Source organism: Streptomyces sp. NPDC046308, assembly GCF_055588065.1.
This window is the reverse complement of the sequence record NZ_JBVJFB010000002.1, coordinates 1,020,927-1,039,590: the sequence shown is the minus strand read 5'-3', so window position 1 is coordinate 1,039,590 and position 18,664 is coordinate 1,020,927. Positions and strand designations below refer to the sequence as shown.

General features: G+C 73.0%; 18 protein-coding genes and 1 riboswitch. Of the genes, 14 read left to right on the top strand and 4 right to left on the bottom strand.

All coding sequences use genetic code 11. The features are described from left to right. Window positions 1-4: 4 nt before the first annotated feature. From ACZ6JT_RS12150 to ACZ6JT_RS12130, 5 genes are all read left to right on the top strand, one after another. Complete coding sequence (locus tag ACZ6JT_RS12150; protein WP_469209314.1) at window positions 5-631, top strand: short chain dehydrogenase; 627 nt, start codon at window positions 5-7, stop codon at window positions 629-631. A 229-nt stretch (window positions 632-860) separates the two neighbouring features. Further along, window positions 861-1,850 (top strand): malate dehydrogenase, encoded by a 990-nt coding sequence (locus ACZ6JT_RS12145; RefSeq protein ID WP_469209313.1) that lies wholly within the window; start codon window positions 861-863, stop codon window positions 1,848-1,850. 133 nt (window positions 1,851-1,983) lie between these two features. Beyond that, window positions 1,984-3,693, top strand: a complete 1,710-nt coding sequence (locus ACZ6JT_RS12140; protein WP_469209312.1) for a hypothetical protein — start codon at window positions 1,984-1,986, stop codon at window positions 3,691-3,693. After that, window positions 3,680-4,075 (top strand): hypothetical protein, encoded by a 396-nt coding sequence (locus ACZ6JT_RS12135; protein ID WP_469209311.1) that lies wholly within the window; start codon window positions 3,680-3,682, stop codon window positions 4,073-4,075. Before ACZ6JT_RS12140 ends, ACZ6JT_RS12135 begins: the two co-directional genes overlap by 14 nt. Before the next feature lie 3 nt (window positions 4,076-4,078). Then, window positions 4,079-5,071, top strand: coding sequence for a hypothetical protein (locus ACZ6JT_RS12130; RefSeq protein ID WP_469209310.1), 993 nt, complete (start codon window positions 4,079-4,081; stop codon window positions 5,069-5,071). 72 nt (window positions 5,072-5,143) lie between these two features. Here the strand turns inward: ACZ6JT_RS12130 and ACZ6JT_RS12125 are convergent, their stop codons facing one another. Beyond that, window positions 5,144-5,638 (bottom strand): carboxymuconolactone decarboxylase family protein, encoded by a 495-nt coding sequence (locus tag ACZ6JT_RS12125; protein ID WP_469209309.1) that lies wholly within the window; start codon window positions 5,636-5,638, stop codon window positions 5,144-5,146. Between the two features lie 47 nt (window positions 5,639-5,685). Here ACZ6JT_RS12125 and pdxR point away from each other — a divergent pair, with 47 nt between their 5' ends. After that, window positions 5,686-7,086, top strand: coding sequence for a MocR-like pyridoxine biosynthesis transcription factor PdxR (gene pdxR, locus ACZ6JT_RS12120; RefSeq protein WP_469209308.1), 1,401 nt, complete (start codon window positions 5,686-5,688; stop codon window positions 7,084-7,086). Window positions 7,087-7,277: 191 nt separating this feature from the next. On the opposite strand, the gene ACZ6JT_RS12115 is transcribed toward pdxR, so the two are convergent. After that, window positions 7,278-8,114: a DMT family protein gene (locus tag ACZ6JT_RS12115; RefSeq protein WP_469209307.1), complete on the bottom strand. Its 837-nt coding sequence runs from the start codon at window positions 8,112-8,114 to the stop codon at window positions 7,278-7,280. A gap of 104 nt (window positions 8,115-8,218) precedes the next feature. Between ACZ6JT_RS12115 and ACZ6JT_RS12110 the strand changes: the two genes are divergently transcribed. Both ACZ6JT_RS12110 and ACZ6JT_RS12105 read left to right on the top strand, forming a co-directional pair. Further along, window positions 8,219-8,521, top strand: a complete 303-nt coding sequence (locus ACZ6JT_RS12110; RefSeq protein ID WP_030710521.1) for a hypothetical protein — start codon at window positions 8,219-8,221, stop codon at window positions 8,519-8,521. A gap of 14 nt (window positions 8,522-8,535) precedes the next feature. Further along, complete coding sequence (locus ACZ6JT_RS12105) at window positions 8,536-9,738, top strand: glutathionylspermidine synthase family protein (protein ID WP_469209306.1); 1,203 nt, start codon at window positions 8,536-8,538, stop codon at window positions 9,736-9,738. 32 nt (window positions 9,739-9,770) lie between these two features. On the opposite strand, the gene rocD is transcribed toward ACZ6JT_RS12105, so the two are convergent. Next, window positions 9,771-10,973, bottom strand: a complete 1,203-nt coding sequence (rocD, locus tag ACZ6JT_RS12100; protein WP_469209305.1) for an ornithine--oxo-acid transaminase — start codon at window positions 10,971-10,973, stop codon at window positions 9,771-9,773. Window positions 10,974-11,108: 135 nt separating this feature from the next. Beyond that, window positions 11,109-11,199: riboswitch (ZMP/ZTP riboswitch) on the top strand. 34 nt (window positions 11,200-11,233) lie between these two features. Between rocD and ACZ6JT_RS12095 the strand changes: the two genes are divergently transcribed. From ACZ6JT_RS12095 to ACZ6JT_RS12080, 4 genes are all read left to right on the top strand, one after another. Then, window positions 11,234-12,502 carry a serine hydroxymethyltransferase gene (locus tag ACZ6JT_RS12095; RefSeq protein WP_469209304.1) on the top strand — a complete coding sequence of 423 codons (1,269 nt, stop codon included), beginning with the start codon at window positions 11,234-11,236 and terminating at the stop codon, window positions 12,500-12,502. A 288-nt stretch (window positions 12,503-12,790) separates the two neighbouring features. After that, window positions 12,791-13,804 carry a tryptophan--tRNA ligase gene (trpS, locus tag ACZ6JT_RS12090; protein WP_469209303.1) on the top strand — a complete coding sequence of 338 codons (1,014 nt, stop codon included), beginning with the start codon at window positions 12,791-12,793 and terminating at the stop codon, window positions 13,802-13,804. A 97-nt stretch (window positions 13,805-13,901) separates the two neighbouring features. Beyond that, window positions 13,902-14,507: a 2'-5' RNA ligase family protein gene (locus ACZ6JT_RS12085; protein WP_469209302.1), complete on the top strand. Its 606-nt coding sequence runs from the start codon at window positions 13,902-13,904 to the stop codon at window positions 14,505-14,507. 178 nt (window positions 14,508-14,685) lie between these two features. Then, entirely contained in the window at window positions 14,686-15,585 is a 900-nt protein-coding gene (locus tag ACZ6JT_RS12080) for a YihY/virulence factor BrkB family protein (RefSeq protein WP_469209301.1), read from the top strand. Between the two features lie 39 nt (window positions 15,586-15,624). Here ACZ6JT_RS12080 and ACZ6JT_RS12075 read toward each other — a convergent pair whose 3' ends face one another. Then, complete coding sequence (locus tag ACZ6JT_RS12075; protein WP_469209300.1) at window positions 15,625-16,866, bottom strand: D-alanyl-D-alanine carboxypeptidase family protein; 1,242 nt, start codon at window positions 16,864-16,866, stop codon at window positions 15,625-15,627. Between the two features lie 121 nt (window positions 16,867-16,987). Between ACZ6JT_RS12075 and ACZ6JT_RS12070 the strand changes: the two genes are divergently transcribed. Both ACZ6JT_RS12070 and ACZ6JT_RS12065 read left to right on the top strand, forming a co-directional pair. Further along, the gene (locus ACZ6JT_RS12070) at window positions 16,988-17,284 is read left to right on the top strand and encodes an SCO4848 family membrane protein (protein ID WP_469209299.1); all 297 of its coding nucleotides are present in this window, start codon (window positions 16,988-16,990) and stop codon (window positions 17,282-17,284) included. After that, window positions 17,281-18,588, top strand: coding sequence for a metallophosphoesterase (locus tag ACZ6JT_RS12065; RefSeq protein WP_469209298.1), 1,308 nt, complete (start codon window positions 17,281-17,283; stop codon window positions 18,586-18,588). Before ACZ6JT_RS12070 ends, ACZ6JT_RS12065 begins: the two co-directional genes overlap by 4 nt. Window positions 18,589-18,664 lie beyond the last annotated feature (76 nt).

Genomic DNA, 18,664 nt, shown 5'->3' with positions numbered 1-18,664 from the left:
TGCCATGAACGCGAAGAAGAAGGTCGTCCTGGTCGGAGCCAACGGCACCCTCGGACGGGCGGTCCACACGGCCCTGCGCGAGCGCGGCCACCAGGTCGTCACCGCCTCCCGCAAGGACGCTGACATCCCGGTGGACATCACCGACCCCGCGTCCGTCCGGGCCATGTACGCCCGGCTGGCCGAACGGGTGGGCGAGATCGACGCGGTGGCGTGCGCGGCCGGCGGCGTGCCGTGGCGGCCCCTGGGCGAGCTGGGCACCGACGACGTCCGCAGCGGCCTCGAAGGCAAGGTCGTCAGCCAGGTCGAGCTGGTCCGCCAAGGCGTCGGCCACCTGCCCGCGCACGCCTCGTACACCCTGATCACCGGCATCCTCGCCCGCGAGCCCCTGCTCACCGGCGCCGTGGCCGCCCTCGCCAACGGCGCCGTCGAGGCCTTCGTGCGCGCCGCGGCCATCGAACTGCCCGGCCGCCAGCGCATCAACGCCGTCAGCCCCACCGTCTTCGAGGAGTCCCTCGACGCGTACGGGGACACCTTCGCGGGATTCGACCCGGTGCCCGTGGCCCGCGCGGCGAACGCGTACGTCAAGTCGATCGAGGGCCACCAGACGGGCCGGATCTTCCTGGTCGAGTAGCCGGTCCGGCCGCCGGAGAGCAGGCCGAACAGAGGTCCCCGAACCGGCTCCGCCTTCGAAACGCCGGGGCCCGTGTGCCACGCACCACAGGGACCCGGGGGTTGGCCCGCTTCCGGGTCGGATAGCCTGACCGCGGATGTCTCTTCACGTCAAGATTTACAGGGGAGCGGCGTCCTCCAGCACATGGGGCAGGGACGCCCCACCGCCAGCTGTCTAAACGGAGAAGGCCATGACCCGCACTCCTGTGAATGTCACCGTCACCGGCGCCGCCGGCCAGATCGGCTACGCGCTGCTCTTCCGCATCGCCTCCGGGCACCTGCTCGGCGCGGACGTGCCGGTCAAGCTCCGTCTTCTGGAGATCCCCCAGGGCATGAAGGCCGCCGAGGGCACCGCCATGGAGCTCGACGACTGCGCCTTCCCGCTGCTCAAGGGCATCGACATCTTCGACGACCCGAACCAGGGCTTCGCCGGCGCCAACGTCGCGCTGCTCGTGGGTGCCCGCCCGCGCACCAAGGGCATGGAGCGCGGTGACCTGCTCTCCGCCAACGGCGGCATCTTCAAGCCGCAGGGCGCCGCGATCAACGCGCACGCCGCGGACGACATCAAGGTCCTGGTCGTGGGCAACCCGGCCAACACCAACGCGCTCATCGCCCAGGCCGCCGCCCCGGACGTACCGGCCGAGCGCTTCACCGCGATGACCCGCCTGGACCACAACCGCGCGATCTCGCAGCTCGCCAAGAAGACCGGCGCCGACGTCACCGACATCAAGCGCCTGACCATCTGGGGCAACCACTCGGCCACCCAGTACCCGGACATCTTCCACGCGGAGATCGCCGGCAAGAACGCCGCCGAGGTCGTCAGCGACGAGCTGTGGCTCGCCGACACCTTCATCCCGACCGTCGCCAAGCGCGGCGCCGCGATCATCGAGGCCCGTGGCGCGTCCTCGGCCGCCTCGGCCGCCAACGCCGCCATCGACCACGTCCACACCTGGGTCAACGGCACCGCCGCGGGCGACTGGACCTCCATGGGCATCCCGTCGGACGGCTCCTACGGCGTCCCGGAGGGCCTGATCTCCTCCTTCCCCGTCACCTGCAAGGACGGCAAGTACGAGATCGTCCAGGGCCTGGACATCAACGAGTTCTCCCGCACCCGCATCGACGCCTCCGTCCAGGAGCTGTCGGAGGAGCGCGACGCGGTCCGCGAGCTCGGCCTGATCTGATCCGTCCTCCCCGCCGAGGAGCGCGCGCACCTCGGCGGGAAGCGCGGACCCCTGGCGCCCCGGCCCACCCGGCCGGGGCGCTTTGGCGTGTTTACGCCTGTCGCTTGAAATAAGTGAAATCTAAAGTCGGTCGGTGACCGAGAGCCCCATTCCCCCTCAGCCCACCGGCGGGTGGCAGGACGACCTCCTCCGCGGCCGTCCCCCCGTCGACCCGGCGTTCAGCGAGGCCGGCCGCTTCCTGTGCGCGGGCACCTACGTCGACGCCGGATACCGCGATCGGGTGATCGAGGAGCTGTACGTCCACGAGGAGCGGATCGTCGCGCCCTCCTACGGGTTCGACGCCTCACGCGTCCTCGCCCACGCCCTCCGCGCCCGCCGCGCCGAACTCGGCTGGGCGCTCGGCGTACTCGGCGCCTGGTTCGTGGGTTCCGTGCTGACCGGCGGCGCGCTCGCGCTGCTGCTCGTCCCGTTCCTGCTGCTGAGCCTCGGCGGCTGGCTCAGGGCCCGGTCCGGCCTGCTGGCGCGCCTCCTGTCCCTCGTGGTGCGGATCTACGCCTGGTGGAACCTGCTCGCCCTGCTGTTCCTGATCCTCCTGGTCTGGCTGGCGCTGCTCGGCGCCTTCGACGACACGGGCGGATCCATCGGCCTCGGCGCCCTGATCTTCTCGCAGGGCATCGGTGGCGTGGCGACCGGATTCGTCATCGGGTGGGTCCCCGCGGTCTTCGCCGCGGTCGTCACCGTCGTCGGCCTCCAGCGCGGGTACGTCGCCCGGACCATCGCCAACGACCTCAACCGGGACCGGTACGCCCACCGGCCGGCCGATCCCGCCGAGACCGAGGTGGGCGTACGGTTCGCGCGGGTGCGGCGGCGCATCGTCGACGAGCAGCACGCGCCGCTGATCATGTATGACATCAACCACCCCTTCGCCGGGGCCGGACAGGCCTACCGCCCCTGGCAGGAGTCCTTCGAGCTGCGCCCCCGCGAGGACCTGCCCGAAGGCACCACACCGGATCAGCTCACCAACGCCCACATCCTCGGGGCGATCGTGCCCCTGGTGGAGCGGCTGCGGGTGCCCTCGCCGCACGGGTCCCCGCAGGCCCAGGCCGCCGTACTGGACCGGATGCAGGAGCTGGTCGTCGACCAGTGCGTGTTCCTGCCGGGCGACGGACTGGGGCACCGCGACGAAGGCTCGTACCTGCGTGCGGACTTCGAGACGCACCGGGCCGCGGCCATCGAGGAGGGCGGCGAACGCCGCCGGCACTTCCTGCGCATCCGCGTCGGCGGCTGGGACGAGAACATGGTCGTCACCCTGTTCGTACGGGTCCACACCCAGGGCGGGATGATGATGGTCGAGATGGCCCCGCACGTGCTGCTGCCCGTCCACGTCGCCTTCCACAACGCGGACGCCGACGCCCACCGCTACCTGAACAACAACCGGTTCGGGAAGGTGCTCTGGGCCCTGCGGCACACCCCGGGCTCCTTCACGGCCTCCCTCGTCACCCTGGGCCGCGGTGTCGCGAGTTGGGTGCGGATCGCGGCCGGCGGTCACCGCGGCGCCCGGCCGGAGGGGCCGCGCGTGTCCGTGCGCGAACTCGCGGCGCAGGACAACGGTTCGCTGTTCCATCTCATGGACCTGGACAGGTACTTGAAGACCATTCAGGACCGGGTCATCGCCGGTATTACCTTGGTCCTGCACGAAGGCGGCTGGCACACCGAGGCGTTCGCGCGACGCGCCGGCATCCACATCGAGAACTACGTGGGTGCGGCGTACGACAGCGCGATCAGCATGGGCGGCAGCGGCAACCACAACAGCACGCACAGGGGGAGCCATGGCGGCAGATAGCGGAAGCGGGAGCGGCACCGGGCCGGAGCCCGGAGTGCGGATCGGCAGCGTCCACGGCAGCGCGGTCAGTTTCGGCGGCTCCCACAACACCAACACCGTGCACCACGGCGGTACGGGAGCGGGCGCACCCGACGCGGCGCAGCTGCTGGAGGCGGTGCTCACCCTGCGCGAGGCGCTCGTACGGGAGGCACCCCGGGGGGAGGACAGAACCGCCCTCGACGCAGAACTGGACGGCATCGCCGAGCAGCTGGAGGGCGCCGAGACGATCCGCCCCGGCCTGCCCGCCCGGCTGCGCGCGGCGCTGGAGCGGTGGGCCCCGCTGGTGGAGTCGGTGAGCGCGGCCGCTGCCCTCGGCAGCCTGCTCGGCCAGCTGGGGGGCTGAGCCGTGGCTCCGGCACAGCCGCCGTCCGGCCCGCGCCGCTGGGACGCGCAGGCGCAGCGCTGGGTGGTGGACCAGGCCCCGGCCGGGCCGCCGCCGGGCCTGCCGCCGCTCCCGCCGCAGCCGCCGGGCGCGCCGCCCGTGTACGACCCGCTCGGGCCGGGGGCTCCGGCCCCGCCCCCGTACGCGGAGCCGACCGCGCCGCAGCCGCCCTACGGGCCCGACCAGGGATATCCGCCGCCCGTACCGCCGCAGCCCGGTCCCGTGCCGCCCTCCGGCGGCCGGCCCGGCCGGTGGCGGACTCCGGTGACGGCGGCCATCGCGGTCGCCGCCGTCGCGCTCGGCGCCGGGACGGTGTGGTTCCTGGCCCGGGACACGGACGACGCGGACCGCGCGGGGGAGAAGAACGGGACGGTGGCCTCGGGTACGCCGTCGTGGTCCGGCGGGGGACCGTCCGGTACGGGGTCGCCCTCCGCCTCCGGCTCCCCGACGTCGGGGGTCGGCAGGAGTGCGGGCCCGAGCCCGAGTCCGACCGGCACCGGGCCGGGCACGGGGGCGGGTGCGGGGGCCCACGAGACCAAGCAGGACCCGGCGGGCTTCACCATCGCCGTCCCGGCGGGCTGGGTGCGGGAGGAGCTCAAGGAGGGGGTCTTCTACCGCTCGCCCGACCGGACCGCGCTGATCCAGGTCTTCCGGGTGTCGGAGCCGGAGCTCAGCCCGCTCGACGCGGTCACCCAGGCCTCCGGGTACCTGCGGAGCGCCACCAAGGGGTACGAGGAGGTGCGCGTCGGCCCGGTCCCCGGCGGCTCGGGGGCGGCCGAGCTCGTCTACCAGTACGACAGCGAGGAGTCGCACGGGCTGCGGCGCGGCGTCGAACGCGTCCTGTTCGGGTCGGACGGCGGCAAGTGGGCGGTGCTGACCGCGGGCCCGGCCGCCGAGTGGCAGGTCACGCAGGACCACCACGCGGCGGCGCTGGCCGCGTTCCGGCCGGCCGGCTGACCGGGTCCGCCGGCGGGCCCGGCCTGCCCGGCAGGCCGCTCGCCCGGCAGGCCGCTCGCCCGGCGACGCCGGTCAGGACTGGTACGTGCCCGGCTTGTAGTGGCCGGGCACCATGCGGGTGGTGACCCCGATGCGGTTCCAGACGTTGATCGTCGCGATCACGGCGATCAGCTGGGCCAGTTCGCGCTCCTCGAAGTGCTTCTCGGCCTTCGCGTACACCTCGTCGGGCACGAACCCGTCCGTCAGGACCGTGACGGCCTCGGTGAACTCGATCGCCGCGAGCTCCTTCTCGGTGTAGAAGTGCCGCGACTCCTCCCAGGCGGCCAGCTGCACGATCCGCTCGACGCTCTCACCGTGCGCGAGGGCGTCCTTGGTGTGCATGTCGAGGCAGAAGGCGCAGTGGTTGACCTGCGAGGCCCGGATCTTGACTAGCTCGACCAGCGCCGGGTCCAGGCCCTTGCGGGAGGCGATCTCCAGGGCCAGGACGGCCTTGTAGACCTCGGGGGCGACCTTCGCCATCTGCATGCGGGGGGTGTGCTCGGGTGCGTGTGCGTGTGGGGTCGTCATGTGATCCACCCTAGGAGCCGGGCGGCCCGCGGATATGGTCCATATTCATGACGGAATCGTGGGCCACTTTCGGCGCCGACCTGCACCTGCACCTGGACCTCACCGCCGGACGGCGGCTGCGGGCCGGCCTCACCGAGGCCCTGCGCGAGGCCGCGCGCAGCGGGCGGCTGGCCGCCGGGACCCGGCTGCCGTCCTCCCGCACCCTCGCCGCCGACCTCGGCATCGCGCGGAACACGGTCGCGGAGGCGTACGCCGAGCTGGTGGCCGAGGGCTGGCTGACCGCCCGCCAGGGCTCCGGCACCCGGGTCGCGGAACGGGCCCGTCCGCGCCGGGCCGCGGCGGCCGCCCCCGTACGGCGTCCCGCGCGCCAGGGGCCCGCGTACAGCCTGCGGCCCGGCTCCCCGGACCTGGGCGGCTTCCCGCGCGCGGCCTGGCTGTCGGCGGCCCGGCGGGCCCTGACCGACGCGCCGAACGAGGCCTTCGGGTACGCGCTCGACGCGCGCGGCCGCGTCGAGCTGCGGCAGGCGCTCGCGGGCTACCTGGCGCGGGCCCGCGGGGTGTACGCCGACCCGGACCGGATCGTGCTGTGCGCGGGTTTCCTGCACGGGCTGACCCTGCTGGCCGGCGTGCTGCGGGCGCGGCGGGTGCGGGAGGTCGCGGTGGAGGGGTACGGACTGGACTTCCACCGCGACCTGCTGGAGCGGGCCGGGCTGCGGACGCGGCCACTGGCGGTGGACGGGGAAGGGGCCCGCACCGGGGAGCTGACCGCGTCGGCGGGCGCGGTGCTGCTGACCCCGGCGCACCAGTTCCCGACGGGCGCGGCCCTCACCCCGGCCCGCCGGGCGGCGGCGGTCGACTGGGCCCGGACCACGGGCGGGCTGATCCTGGAGGACGACTACGACGGGGAGTTCCGCTACGACCGCCAGCCGGTCGGCGCCCTCCAGGGACTCGACCCGGACCGCGTCGTCTACCTCGGCACGGCCAGCAAGTCCCTCGCGCCGGGGCTGCGGATGGGCTGGATGGTGGTCCCACCGGGGCTGCTGGACGAGGTCCTGGCGGCCAAGGGCCCCACGGACTGGGCCTCCAGCGCGCTGGAACAGCTCACGCTGGCGGCGTTCGTCACCTCGGGGGCGTACGACCGCCACGTGCGCGGGATGCGACTGCGCTACCGGCGGCGCCGGGACGAGCTGGTGGCGGCGGTGGCGGGCCGGGTCGGGGTGTCGGGCATCGCGGCGGGGCTGCACGCGGTGCTGGACCTTCCGGCGGGGACGGAGCGGTCGGTCGTGCAGTCGGCCGCCTGGCAGGACCTGACCGTGCACGGCCTGTCGAGCTTCCGGCACCCGCAGGCGGAGGTCGTGCCGCGGGACGCGCTGGTCGTCGGCTACGGCACTCCGTCGGACAGCGCGTGGTCCCCGACACTGGCCGCCCTCGCCGCCGCCCTTCCCTGACGGGCCCGCCTACGGCCCGGCCGCCGGGGCCCGCCCCCGCACCCCGCTCCTCAAACGCCGGCCAAATCCCGGCGTTTGAGGCGCGGGGTTCGGGGCGGAGCCCCGACACGACGGGCTGCAGACGGCCGCTCGGCCGGCACACCGCCCGCGGGATCCGGGGCGGAGCCCCAGCAGCGGCGGCGCGGCCACGGTCACCCGTCCGGGGACGGAGCCGCCGGTTCGCCGAAGCGGGCCAGGGCCAGGGAACCGGCGACCGCGACGGCGAAACCGGCGACGGCGAGCCAGGTCAGGCCCTCGCGGGTGCGGTCGCCGAGCCAGACCACGCCCACCGCGGCCGGGCCGATCGTCTCGCCGAGCACCAGCCCCGCCGTCGCCGCCGTCACCGAGCCGCGCGCCAGCGCGGAGGTGAGCAGCAGGAAGGCCGCACCGCCGCCCAGCAGGAGCGCGTACAGCGCCGGGTCGCGCAGGTCCCAGGGCGAGTCGATCAGCCGCACCGCGACCTCGACCACCCCGAAGCCCGTCCCCGCGGCCAGACCCAGGACCAGTGCCCGCGGCCCGTCCGGGAGCCGCCCCGCCACCGCGCCGACCACCAGCACCAGCCCCGCCACCGCCAGCAGCCCCAGCTCCAGCGCGAGCGACCCCGTTCCCGAGCCCTCCTCCCCGGCGGCGAGTCCGAGCATCAGCAGCCCCGCGCACACCACCCACACCGCACCCCACTCCGTCCGGGACAGCCGTACCCGCAGCAGCCGCGCCGCGACCACCGCCGTCACCGCCAGGCTGGCGGCCAGCGCGGCCCCCACCGCGTAGATCGGGACGTGGCGCAGCGCGATGATCTGGAGGACGAAGCCGACCGCGTCGAGGCCGAGACCCAGCAGGTACCGCCACTGCCGTACGGCGCGCAGGAACAGCGCCGCGTCCACCCCGGACCCCGACCCCGGCTCCGCCGCCCGCGCCGCGATCGCCTGCAGAACGGACGCCGTACCGAAGCAGACCGCGGCACCGAGTGCGCAAACCATCCCAATGAGCACGAACTGACTCTAGGTCACGGATCTCACGGCGGCCGGATTCCATCGGCCCGGGCCACCGCTCTACTCTGTCGGCAGCACGCCAGGCCCCAGGGGGAGCAGCAGACATGGACAGCAGCAGCACCAACCAGCGCCGTATGCGCTCCGGCGCGGTCGCCCTCGGCGGCATGGGCCTGCTCGCGGCCACCCTCGTGGCCTGCGGCAGCAGCGACGAGCCCGACAAGCGCTGCGCGTCCCGCTCCACGCTGGAGCACCTGAACAACAAGGAGTGCAAGAGCGGCGGCCGCGGCGCGTACTACTACGGCGGCTACGTCAGCAGCGGCAAGGTCTCCGGCGGCAGCTTCGACAAGTCCGCCGTCACCCGCGGCGGCATCGGCGGCCACAGCAGCTCCGGCTCCAGCGGCGGCTGAGGAAACCGGAACCCATGCAGCGGCACACCATCGAGCCCCGCCCCGGCTGGCAGAAGACCGTCGAGGAGCAGGGGCTCATCTATCCCCTCACCCGCTACCCCGACGACACCCTGCGCCCCTACTGGGACGAGAGCGCGTACTACTCCTTCTCCCTCCCCGAGGTCGAGGCCCTGGAGAACGTCGTCGAGGAGCTGCACGCCATGTGCCTGGCGGCCGCCGCGCACATCGTCGAGCACGACCGCTTCGCCGACCTCGGCATCACCGATCCCGGGCTCGCCGCGCTGATCGCCGAGTCCTGGCGCCGGCGCGCCGAACAGCCCTCCCTCTACGGCCGTTTCGACCTGCGCTACGACGGCACCGGCAGCCCGGCCAAGATGCTGGAGTACAACGCCGACACCCCCACCTCCCTCGTGGAGGCGGCCGGCCCGCAGTGGTTCTGGATGGAGGAACGCTTCCCCGGCGCCGACCAGTGGAACAGCCTCCACGAGCGCCTCGTCGATGCCTGGCGCCGCCAGGCCGAGCTGCTGCCGGCCGGCCCGCTGCACTTCGCGCACTCCGAGACCGACGAGCTCGGCGAGGACCTGATGACGGTCGCCTACCTCCAGGAGACCGCCGAGCAGGCCGGCCTCGACACCCACGCGCTCTCCGTCGAGCAGATCGGCTGGGACAGCCTGTCCGGCCGGTTCGTGGACGAGAAGCTCCGCTTCATCCGCAGCTGTTTCAAGCTCTACCCGTGGGAGTGGCTGGCCACGGACGAGTTCGGCCCGCACGTCCTCGGCACGTACGACCACGGCGGCGGCACCGGCACCACCTGCTGGATCGAGCCCCTGTGGAAGATGCTGCTCTCCAACAAGGCGCTGCTGGCGATCCTGTGGGAGCTCTTCCCCGAGCACCCGAACCTGCTGCCCGCCTACCTCGACGGACCGCGCGAGCTGGCCGAGGCCGGATCCGCCGGCTACGTGGCCAAGCCGCTCCTCGGCCGCGAGGGCGCGGGCGTCACCCTGCACGAACCGGGCGGGGGCGGCGAGCCCTTCGTACCGGAGGAGGGCGAGCGGTACTGCTTCCAGGGCCTGGCCCCGCTGCCCGACTTCGACGGCAACCGGGTGGTGCTCGGCGCGTGGGTCGTCGAGGACGAGGCGGCGGGGCTCGGCATCCGCGAATCGGCGGGGCCGGTCACGGACGAGTACGCCCGCTTCCTGCCCCACGTGATCCTCTGATCCCTCTGATCCCTCTGGGTCCCTGCCCGGGCTCAGGCCAGGACCGCCCGGAGCTGGTCCAGCCCCCAGTCCAGGTCCTCCTTGCTGATCACCAGCGGCGGGGCGAGCCGGATCGTCGATCCGTGGGTGTCCTTCACCAGCACCCCCCGCTCCATCAGCTTCTCGGAGACCTCGCGGCCCGTGCCGTGGCCCGGGGCGATGTCCACGCCCGCCCACAGTCCGCGGCCCCGTACGGCGGTCACGGCGCCCGCGCCGACCAGCAGGCCCAGCTCGTGGTGCAGGTGGTCGCCCAGCTCGGTGGCGCGCTGCTGGAACTCGCCGGTCCGCAGCATCGCGATTACCTCCAGGGCGACGGCGCACGCGAGCGGGTTCCCGCCGAAGGTGGACCCGTGCTGCCCGGGCCGGAACACCCCGAGCACGTCCTCGTCGGCGACGACGGCCGACACCGGGACCACGCCGCCGCCGAGCGCTTTGCCGAGGACGTAGACGTCGGGGACGACCCCCTCGTGCTCGCAGGCGAAGGTCCTGCCGGTCCGCCCCAGCCCCGACTGGATCTCGTCCGCCATGAAGAGGACGTTCCGCTCGCGGGTCAGCTCCCGTACGCCGCTCAGGTAGCCGGCCGGCGGCACCAGCACCCCCGCCTCGCCCTGGATCGGCTCCAGCAGCACGGCCACGGTGTTCTCGGTGACGGCGTGGGACAGCGCGGTGAGGTCCCCGTACGGGACGATCTCGAAGCCCGGCGTGTACGGACCGAAGTGGTCGCGGGCGTCGTGGTCCGTCGAGAAGGAGACGACGGTCGTGGTCCGGCCGTGGAAGTTGTCGGCGGCGACCACGATCTTGGCGTGCCCGTCCGGGACGCCCTTGACCTCGTAGCCCCACTTGCGGGCGGTCTTCACCGCCGTCTCCACGGCCTCCGCGCCCGTGTTCATCGGCAGCACCATCTCCTTGCCGCACAGCGCGGCGAGTTCGGTACAGAAGTCGGCGAACCGGTCGTGGTGGAAGGCGCGCGAGGTGAGCGTGACCCGCTCCAGCTGGGCCCGGGCGGCGTCGATCAGACGCCGGTTGCCGTGCCCGAAGTTGAGGGCGGAGTACCCGGCGAGCATGTCGAGGTATCTGCGGCCCTCCACGTCGGTCATCCACGCGCCGTCAGCGGACGCGACGACGACGGGCAGCGGATGGTAGGTGTGCGCGCTGTGCGCGTCGGCGGAGCGGATCACATCAGCAGTTGTCGACACGGGGTCTCCGATCGTCCGTCTTGCCCGGTGCGGGTGGTGACGAGGGTGGCGTCACCCTTCTTATCGTCGTCTCCTTATCGTCGCTCCGATGCCGGATGCAGAAACCTTCCGCGTCGCGCGGCGGCTAAGGTGGGCGGTACGCACGGCGACTGGCGCACGGAGAACGGACTCCGGGGGAGCCGTGCGCGTCCGACCGCATTCAGGGCCGCTCGCCTGGGCCTCGCGGGGTACCGATCACATCGACCCCGGAGGAGCCCGCCATGTCCGCGAGCCGCCATCCCGCCCTTTCCGCCACCGACCCCGAACTGGCGTCGTTCGTCGCAGCGGAGGAAGTCCTCCAGGCGCAGACCCTGCGCCTGATCCCCAGTGAGAACTACGTGTCCGCGGCCGTCCTGGAGGCCTCCGGCACCGTGCTGCAGAACAAGTACAGCGAGGGCTACCCCGGCCGCCGCTACTACGAGGGCCAGCAGAACATCGACCGCGTGGAGGCCCTGGCGGTCGAGCGGGCGAAGGGCCTGTTCGGCGTGGACCACGCGAACGTGCAGCCGTACTCCGGCTCGCCGGCCAACCTGGCCGTGTACCTGGCCTTCGCGAAGCCGGGCGACACCGTGATGGGTATGGCCCTGCCGATGGGCGGCCACCTGACGCACGGCTGGGGCGTCTCGGCGACCGGCTCGTGGTTCCGGGGCGTGCAGTACGGCGTCCGGGCCGACACCGGGCTCATCGACTACGACGCCGTGCGCGACCTGGCGCTCGCCGAGCGGCCCAAGCTGATCTTCTGCGGCGGCACCGCCCTGCCCCGCACCATCGACTTCGCGGCCTTCGCCTCCATCGCCGAGGAGGCGGGCTCGGTCCTGGTCGCGGACGTGGCCCACATCGCGGGCCTGATCGCGGGCGGCGCGCACCCGTCCCCGGCGGGCCACGTGGACGTCATCTCCACCACGACGCACAAGACCCTGCGCGGTCCGCGGGGCGCGATGCTCATGTGCCGCGAGGAGCACGCGAAGGCCATCGACAAGGCGGTCTTCCCGGGCCTTCAGGGCGGCCCGCACAACCAGACGACGGCCGGCATCGCGGTGGCCCTGCACGAGGCCGCCCAGCCGTCCTTCACCGCGTACGCGCACGCGGTCGTCGCCAACGCGAAGGCGCTGGCGGCGGCGCTGCTGGAGCGGGGCTTCGACCTGGTCTCGGGCGGCACCGACAACCACCTGATCCTGATCGACCTGACGGGCAAGGACGTGCCGGGCAAGGTCGCGGCGAAGGCCCTGGACCGGGCGGGGATCGTGGTGAACTACAACACGGTCCCGTTCGACCCGCGCAAGCCGTTCGATCCCTCGGGGGTGCGGATCGGTACGCCGTCGCTGACGTCCCGCGGGCTGTCGGCGGAGCACATGCCGGTCGTCGCCGACTGGATCTCGCGCGCGGTCGGCGCCGCCGCGAAGTCGGACGAGGCCGCGCTCGGGGTGATCCGCGCCGAGGTCGCCGACCTCATGGCGGCTTTCCCGGCCCCGGGCCTCCCTCTGTCCTGACCTGCCGCGCCGTTGCCGGGGCTCCGCCCCGGATCCCGCGCCTCAAACGCCGGCGGGGCTGGGTTTCCGGCGATTGGGGCGCGGGTGGGGGCGGCGCCCGTGGAGCCCCGCGCAGCGGTGTCGGCCCGCGCCGGCAGGGGGCGCAAAGCGGTCGCTCGGCCGGGGCTGGATCCGGACGGGCCGCTACCGCCCGGTACCCCACCACCGCACCGGCACCCGCGGCGCCACCCGGAAGGATCAGGCCGGCGGCGGGCCCGAGCCCGCCCCCGCACCTGAGAGAATGGGGCCATGGCTTCTGATCGTCCTCGCGCGCTCTCCGGCATCCAGCCCACCTCCGGTTCGTTCCACCTCGGGAACTACCTCGGAGCCATTCGCCAGTACGTCGCCCTCCAGGAGACGCACGACGCGTTCTACATGGTCGTCGACCTGCACGCGATCACCATGCCGCAGGATCCGAAGGATCTCCGCGCGAACACCCGCCTCTCCGCCGCGCAGCTGCTCGCCGCCGGTCTGGACCCCGAGCGCTGCACGCTCTTCATCCAGAGCCACGTGCCCGAGCACGCCCAGCTCGGCTGGGTCATGAACTGCATCACCGGTTTCGGCGAGGCCAGCCGGATGACCCAGTTCAAGGACAAGTCCGCGAAGGGCGGCGTCAACAGCGCCAGCGTCGGCCTGTTCACGTACCCGATCCTGCAGGTCGCCGACATCCTGCTGTACCAGGCGAACGCCGTCCCCGTCGGCGAGGACCAGCGCCAGCACATCGAGCTGACCCGCGACCTCGCCGAGCGCTTCAACCAGCGCTACGGCCGGACCTTCACCCTGCCCGCCGCGCACATCGTCAAGGAGGTCGCGAAGATCTACGACCTCCAGGACCCGGCGATCAAGATGTCGAAGTCCGCGTCGTCCCCCAAGGGCCTGATCAACCTCCTCGACGAGCCCAAGGTCACCGAGAAGAAGATCAAGAGCGCGGTCACCGACACCGAGGCCGAGATCCGCTTCGACGCGGAGAAGAAGCCCGGCGTCAGCAACCTGCTCACGATCTACGCCACCCTCACGGGCGAGACGATCGCCGAGCTGGAGGCGAAGTACGAGGGCAAGGGCTACGGCGCGCTGAAGACCGACCTGGCCGGTGTGATGGTCGATTTCGTCACACCGTTCAAGCAGCGCACCCAGGAGTACCTCGACGACCCGGAGACCCTGGACTCCATCCTGGCCAAGGGCGCGGAGAAGGCCCGTGCGGTCGCCGCCGAGACCCTCGCGCAGGCGTACGACCGCCTCGGTCTGGTGCCCGCCAAGCACTGACGAACGCAACTACGGACAGAGGGCCCTGGCAAGAACGGGGGTGCTGCCGCCACACTGGGGCGGCAGCAGTCCACAGCGACAACCGGAGGAGAGATACGTGGGGACCGTAACGCTCGGCGTTTCGATCGCGGTCCCGGAGCCGTACGGCAGCCAGCTCCAGCAGCGGCGCGCCGGCTTCGGGGACGCCGCCGCGCACGGCATCCCCACGCACGTCACCCTCGTGCCGCCGACCGAGGTGGAGGCGGACCGGCTCCCGGCGATCCGGGCCCACCTCGCGAAGGTCGCGGCCGCCTCCTGCGCCTTCCGGATGCGGCTGGCCGGGACGGGAACCTTCCGTCCCCTCTCGCCGGTCGTCTTCGTCCGGGTCGTCGAGGGCGCCGAGGGCTGCACCCGCCTCCAGGGCGAGGTCCGCGACCCCCACGGGCCGCTCAACCGTGAGCTGGCCTTCCCGTACCACCCGCACGTCACCGTCGCCCACGGGATCTCCGAGGAGGCGATGGACCTGGCGTTCTCGGCCCTCTCCGACTACGCCGCCGAGTGGCTGTGCGAGGGCTTCGCGCTCTACGAGCAGGGCTCGGACGGGGTCTGGCGCAAGCTGCGCGAGTACCCCTTCGGGACCGGTGCGATCGGCGTACCGCCGCAGCCGGGCCGCCCCGCGGGCGAGGCGGCGGGAGCCACCGGGGCCACCGCGCTGCCCTCCTGACGGAGCGGGCTCAGGGTCAGCCGGGCGGTGCGCCGGGCGCGGAATCTCAGCCTTCGCAGGACCAGCGTGTGGAACGGGCGCCCGTCGGGGCGCGCATCGGAAAAAGTCACAGTCGACGACCGTAGTACCCAAAACCGACAATCCCGGCTATTGGCGGCGGCTCATTTACGGTGACCCCATGGACTGGCTGAGGAAACTCCCGGTGATCGGGCCGCTCGTGGCCCGGCTCATGCGGACCCACGCGTGGCTCTCGTACGAGCGCCTCGACCGCGTGCACTGGACGCGGCTCGCCGCCGCCATCACCTTCATCAGCTTCCTCGCGCTCTTCCCGCTGATCACGGTGGCCGCCGCGGTGGGCGCGGCGCTGCTCAGCGAGAAGCAGCTGGACCAGCTGGAGAAGAACCTCGCCGAGCAGGTCCCGGGGATCTCCGAGCAGCTGAACATCGAGGGGCTCGTCGCGAACGCGGCCACCGTCGGGCTCGTCGCCGGCGCCCTCCTGCTGTTCACCGGCATCGGGTGGGTGGGCGCGATGCGCGACTGTCTGCGCGCCGTGTGGGACAAGGACGACGAGGACGACGGGAACCCCATCGTCCGCAAGGGCAAGGACGGGCTCGTCCTCCTCGGCCTCGGCGGGGTGGGCCTGGCCTCGGCCGCCGCATCGATCTTCGGCGCCTCGGCGGTCGGGAAGTCCGCCGACTGGCTGGGCATCCCGAAGGAGGGGGCGGGCGGCGTGGGGCTGCGCGTGGCCGCCTTCCTCGTCGGCGTCGTCGCCGCCTTCCTGGTGCTGCTCTACCTCCTGACGCTGCTCCCCGGGGTGGACCCGCCGCGCCGCCGCCTGATCGAGGCGGCGCTGCTCGGCGCGGCGGGCTTCGAGCTGCTGAAGCTGCTGCTCAGCGGCTATATGCGGGAGGTGGCCGCGAAGAGCATGTACGGGGCCTTCGGCGTGCCGATCGCCCTGCTGCTCTGGATCAACTTCACGGCGAAGCTGCTGCTGTTCGTCGCGTCCTGGACGGCCACCGGCGGCGCGGACGAAAGTTCGGAACCCCGGCTGAGGGCCGAGGCGGACTCGTCCGGGTGAATCCCGGTCCGGGCTCGCACGGGCCCGGACCGGAGCCGGTCACACCAGGTCCTCGCCCCGCCCGCGGCGGCCACGGGGCCAGCGGCGGTTGACCACGAAGGCGCCTCCCGCCAGTACGGCCAGCACGCCGCCCGCGATGCCCAGCGCGGTCCCCACGCCGCCCGCGCCCTTCCCGGCCGCCGACGGGTTGTTCTCGTGCGACTGGGCCGGAGATCCGTGCGAGGAGGTGTCCGCACTCTTCGGCGGCACCAGCTCACCCACCGGCCTGACCTTCCCGGCGGCCGCGAAACCCCAGTCGAACAGCGCCGCGGTCTCCTCGTAGACCGAGTTCGCACCGCCGGCGCCCGGGTTCATCACCGTGACCAGCAGCTTCCTGGAGCCCTGCTGGGCGGCGCCGGTGAAGGTGGCGCCGGCCATGGTGGTGTTGCCGTTCTTCACCCCGGCGATGCCCTTGTAGGGGGAGAGCCCGCCCGCGCCCGTCATCAGCCGGTTGGTGTTCTGGATCTCGAAGTACTCGCGCGGCTTCCCAGCCTCCTGCCGGCCGGGGAACTTCGCCTCGGCCGTGCCGCAGTACTCGCGGAAGTCGTGCTTCTGCAGGCCGGAGCGGGCGATGAGCGTCAGGTCGTACGCGCTCGACACCTGGTCGGGGGCGTCGTACCCGTCGGGGGACACGACGTGGGTGTCCAGCGCCTGGAGCTCCTCGGCGTGCGCCTGCATGTCCTTGACGGTCTTGTCGATGCCGCCGTTCATGGCCGAAAGCACGTGCACGGCGTCGTTGCCCGACCGCAGGAACACCCCGAGCCACAGGTCGTGGACCGAGTACTCCAGGTCCTCCTTGACGCCGACCAGGCTGCTGCCCGGGCCCACGCCCTCCATGTCCTCCTCGGTGACCTTGTGGACCTGCTCCTTGGGCAGGCTCGGCAGCACGGTGTCCGCGAAGAGCATCTTCATGGTGGAGGCCGGGGGAAGCCGCCAGTGCGCGTTGTACGCCGCCAGGACCTCGCCCGACTCGGCGTCCGCCACGATCCAGGACCGCCCGGTGAGGTTCGTCGGCAGGGCGGGAGCACCGGGCAGCAGGTTCACCTGGGTCCCCGGCTGACCGAGCAGGGATCCGCCGACCGTGGACATCGAGGCGGGCGGCGCGGGCGCCTGCGGCGCCTTGGCGGGCCCGCCCTTCCCGTCGGCCGGCGGGGTCGGCGCGGCGTGGGCGGGGGCCACCAGGAGGGAAGGCACCAGCAACGCGGCGGAAAGGACCGTCAGCGCGGTCGTCTTGGCGGACACGCAGGTGAAAGTACCTCCCGATGAGCTGTCCGGCGTCGCGGACCGGCCCTTTCGGTGCAACCACCCCCGGGACAGCCCACCCCGGCGCGTCCGTCCTGGGGACGAAACCGATACTGAAGGCATGAAACTCAGCCGTGCCGCCTCCTGGTTCCTGCTCGCCTTCGGAGTGTGGAGCTGGTTCATCTGGGTGTCTTTCGTCCGGAACCTGTGGAAGAACGGCAGTGGCCTGGCCTTCGATGCGGCGGGCGATCCCACGTCCTACTTCTGGGTGCACCTGACGCTCGCGGTGACGTCCTTTCTCTTGGGGACGGCGGTCGGAGTGATCGGGTTGCGCGGGGTCCGGGCCCTGCGGCGTGAAGCACGCACGGGCGCGGGCCCGGGCGCGGGCACGGCCGCCGGAAGAGGTGACCAGGCGTGACGATCCTCGTCTTCGCCCTCGTCGCGCTCGCGGTCTGCGCCCTGCTGGTGCTGGTGCACCGCTGGCTGTGGATCCGGCTGGTCCGCGACACCACGGCGCCCGGCGCCCGCACCCGGCGCATCGGCACGGCTCTGACCATCGCGCTGCCCCTCCTCTCTGTGGCCGCCCTGACCACGGGTCGTGCCGGAGCCCCCTTCTGGCTGCAGCAGACGGTGGCCTGGCCGGGATACCTCTGGCTCGCGGTGCTCCTGTACCTGACCCTGACGATGCTGGTCGCGGAGCCGATCCGCGCGCTGTTGCTCCGCCGTCTGGCCCACCGGGTCCCCTCCGGGGCGGTCGCCGGGCCTCCCGCGCCGCAGACCGTTCCCCGGGCCGCCGCCCCCGCGCCCACCCCCGTGCCCGCCACCGACCCGGCACCGGCGCCGCTCGCGGCCGCCACCGACGAGTCCGCCCCCGAGCCCGCCGTCGTGGGCCTGGAGCTGACCCGTCGCCGGTTCGTCGCGCGGGCGGTCGGCGGGGCGGCCGCGGCCGTGGCCGTCGGCACCGTCGCCACCGGCACCCACGGGGTCCTGCGCGGCCCGAGCGTGCGGCGGGTCCAGGTCCCCCTCGCGAAACTGCCGCGCGCGGCGCACGGTTTCCGCATCGCCGTCGTCAGCGACGTCCACCTCGGCCCGGTGCTCGGCCGCGCCCACACCCAGCGCATCGTCGACACCGTCAACCGCACCCAGCCCGACCTCATCGCGATCGTCGGCGACCTCGTCGACGGCAGCGTCCCCGACCTCGGGCCCGCAGCGGAGCCGCTGCGCCGGCTCAGCGCCCGCCACGGCTCGTACTTCGTGACCGGGAACCACGAGTACTTCTCCGGGGCCCAGCAGTGGATCGAACACGTGCGCGAACTCGGGCTGACCCCGCTGGAGAACGCCCGCCGCGCCCTGCCCCACTTCGACCTCGCCGGCGTCAACGACATCCAGGGGGAGACGGAGGGCAAGGGCCCCGACTTCCAGGCGGCCCTCGGTGACCGCGACCGGTCGCGGGCGGCCGTACTCCTCGCCCACCAGCCCGTGGTCATCCACGACGCCGTCCGCCACGGCGTCGACCTCCAGCTCTCCGGCCACACCCACGGCGGCCAGCTCTGGCCCGGCAACTACCTCGCCGAGCTCGCCAACCCCACCGTCGCCGGGCTGGAGCGCTACGGGGACACCCAGCTCTACGTGTCCCGCGGGGCCGGCGCCTGGGGACCCCCGGTCCGGGTGGGCGCGCCGTCCGACATCACGGTCGTGGAACTCGCCTCTTTTCAGGCCTGACCCGCTCCAACCGCCCCTGAACTCCCGGGAATCGGCCTTCCGGCGGCTGATATTCCGTGATGGGATGACCGTTAAT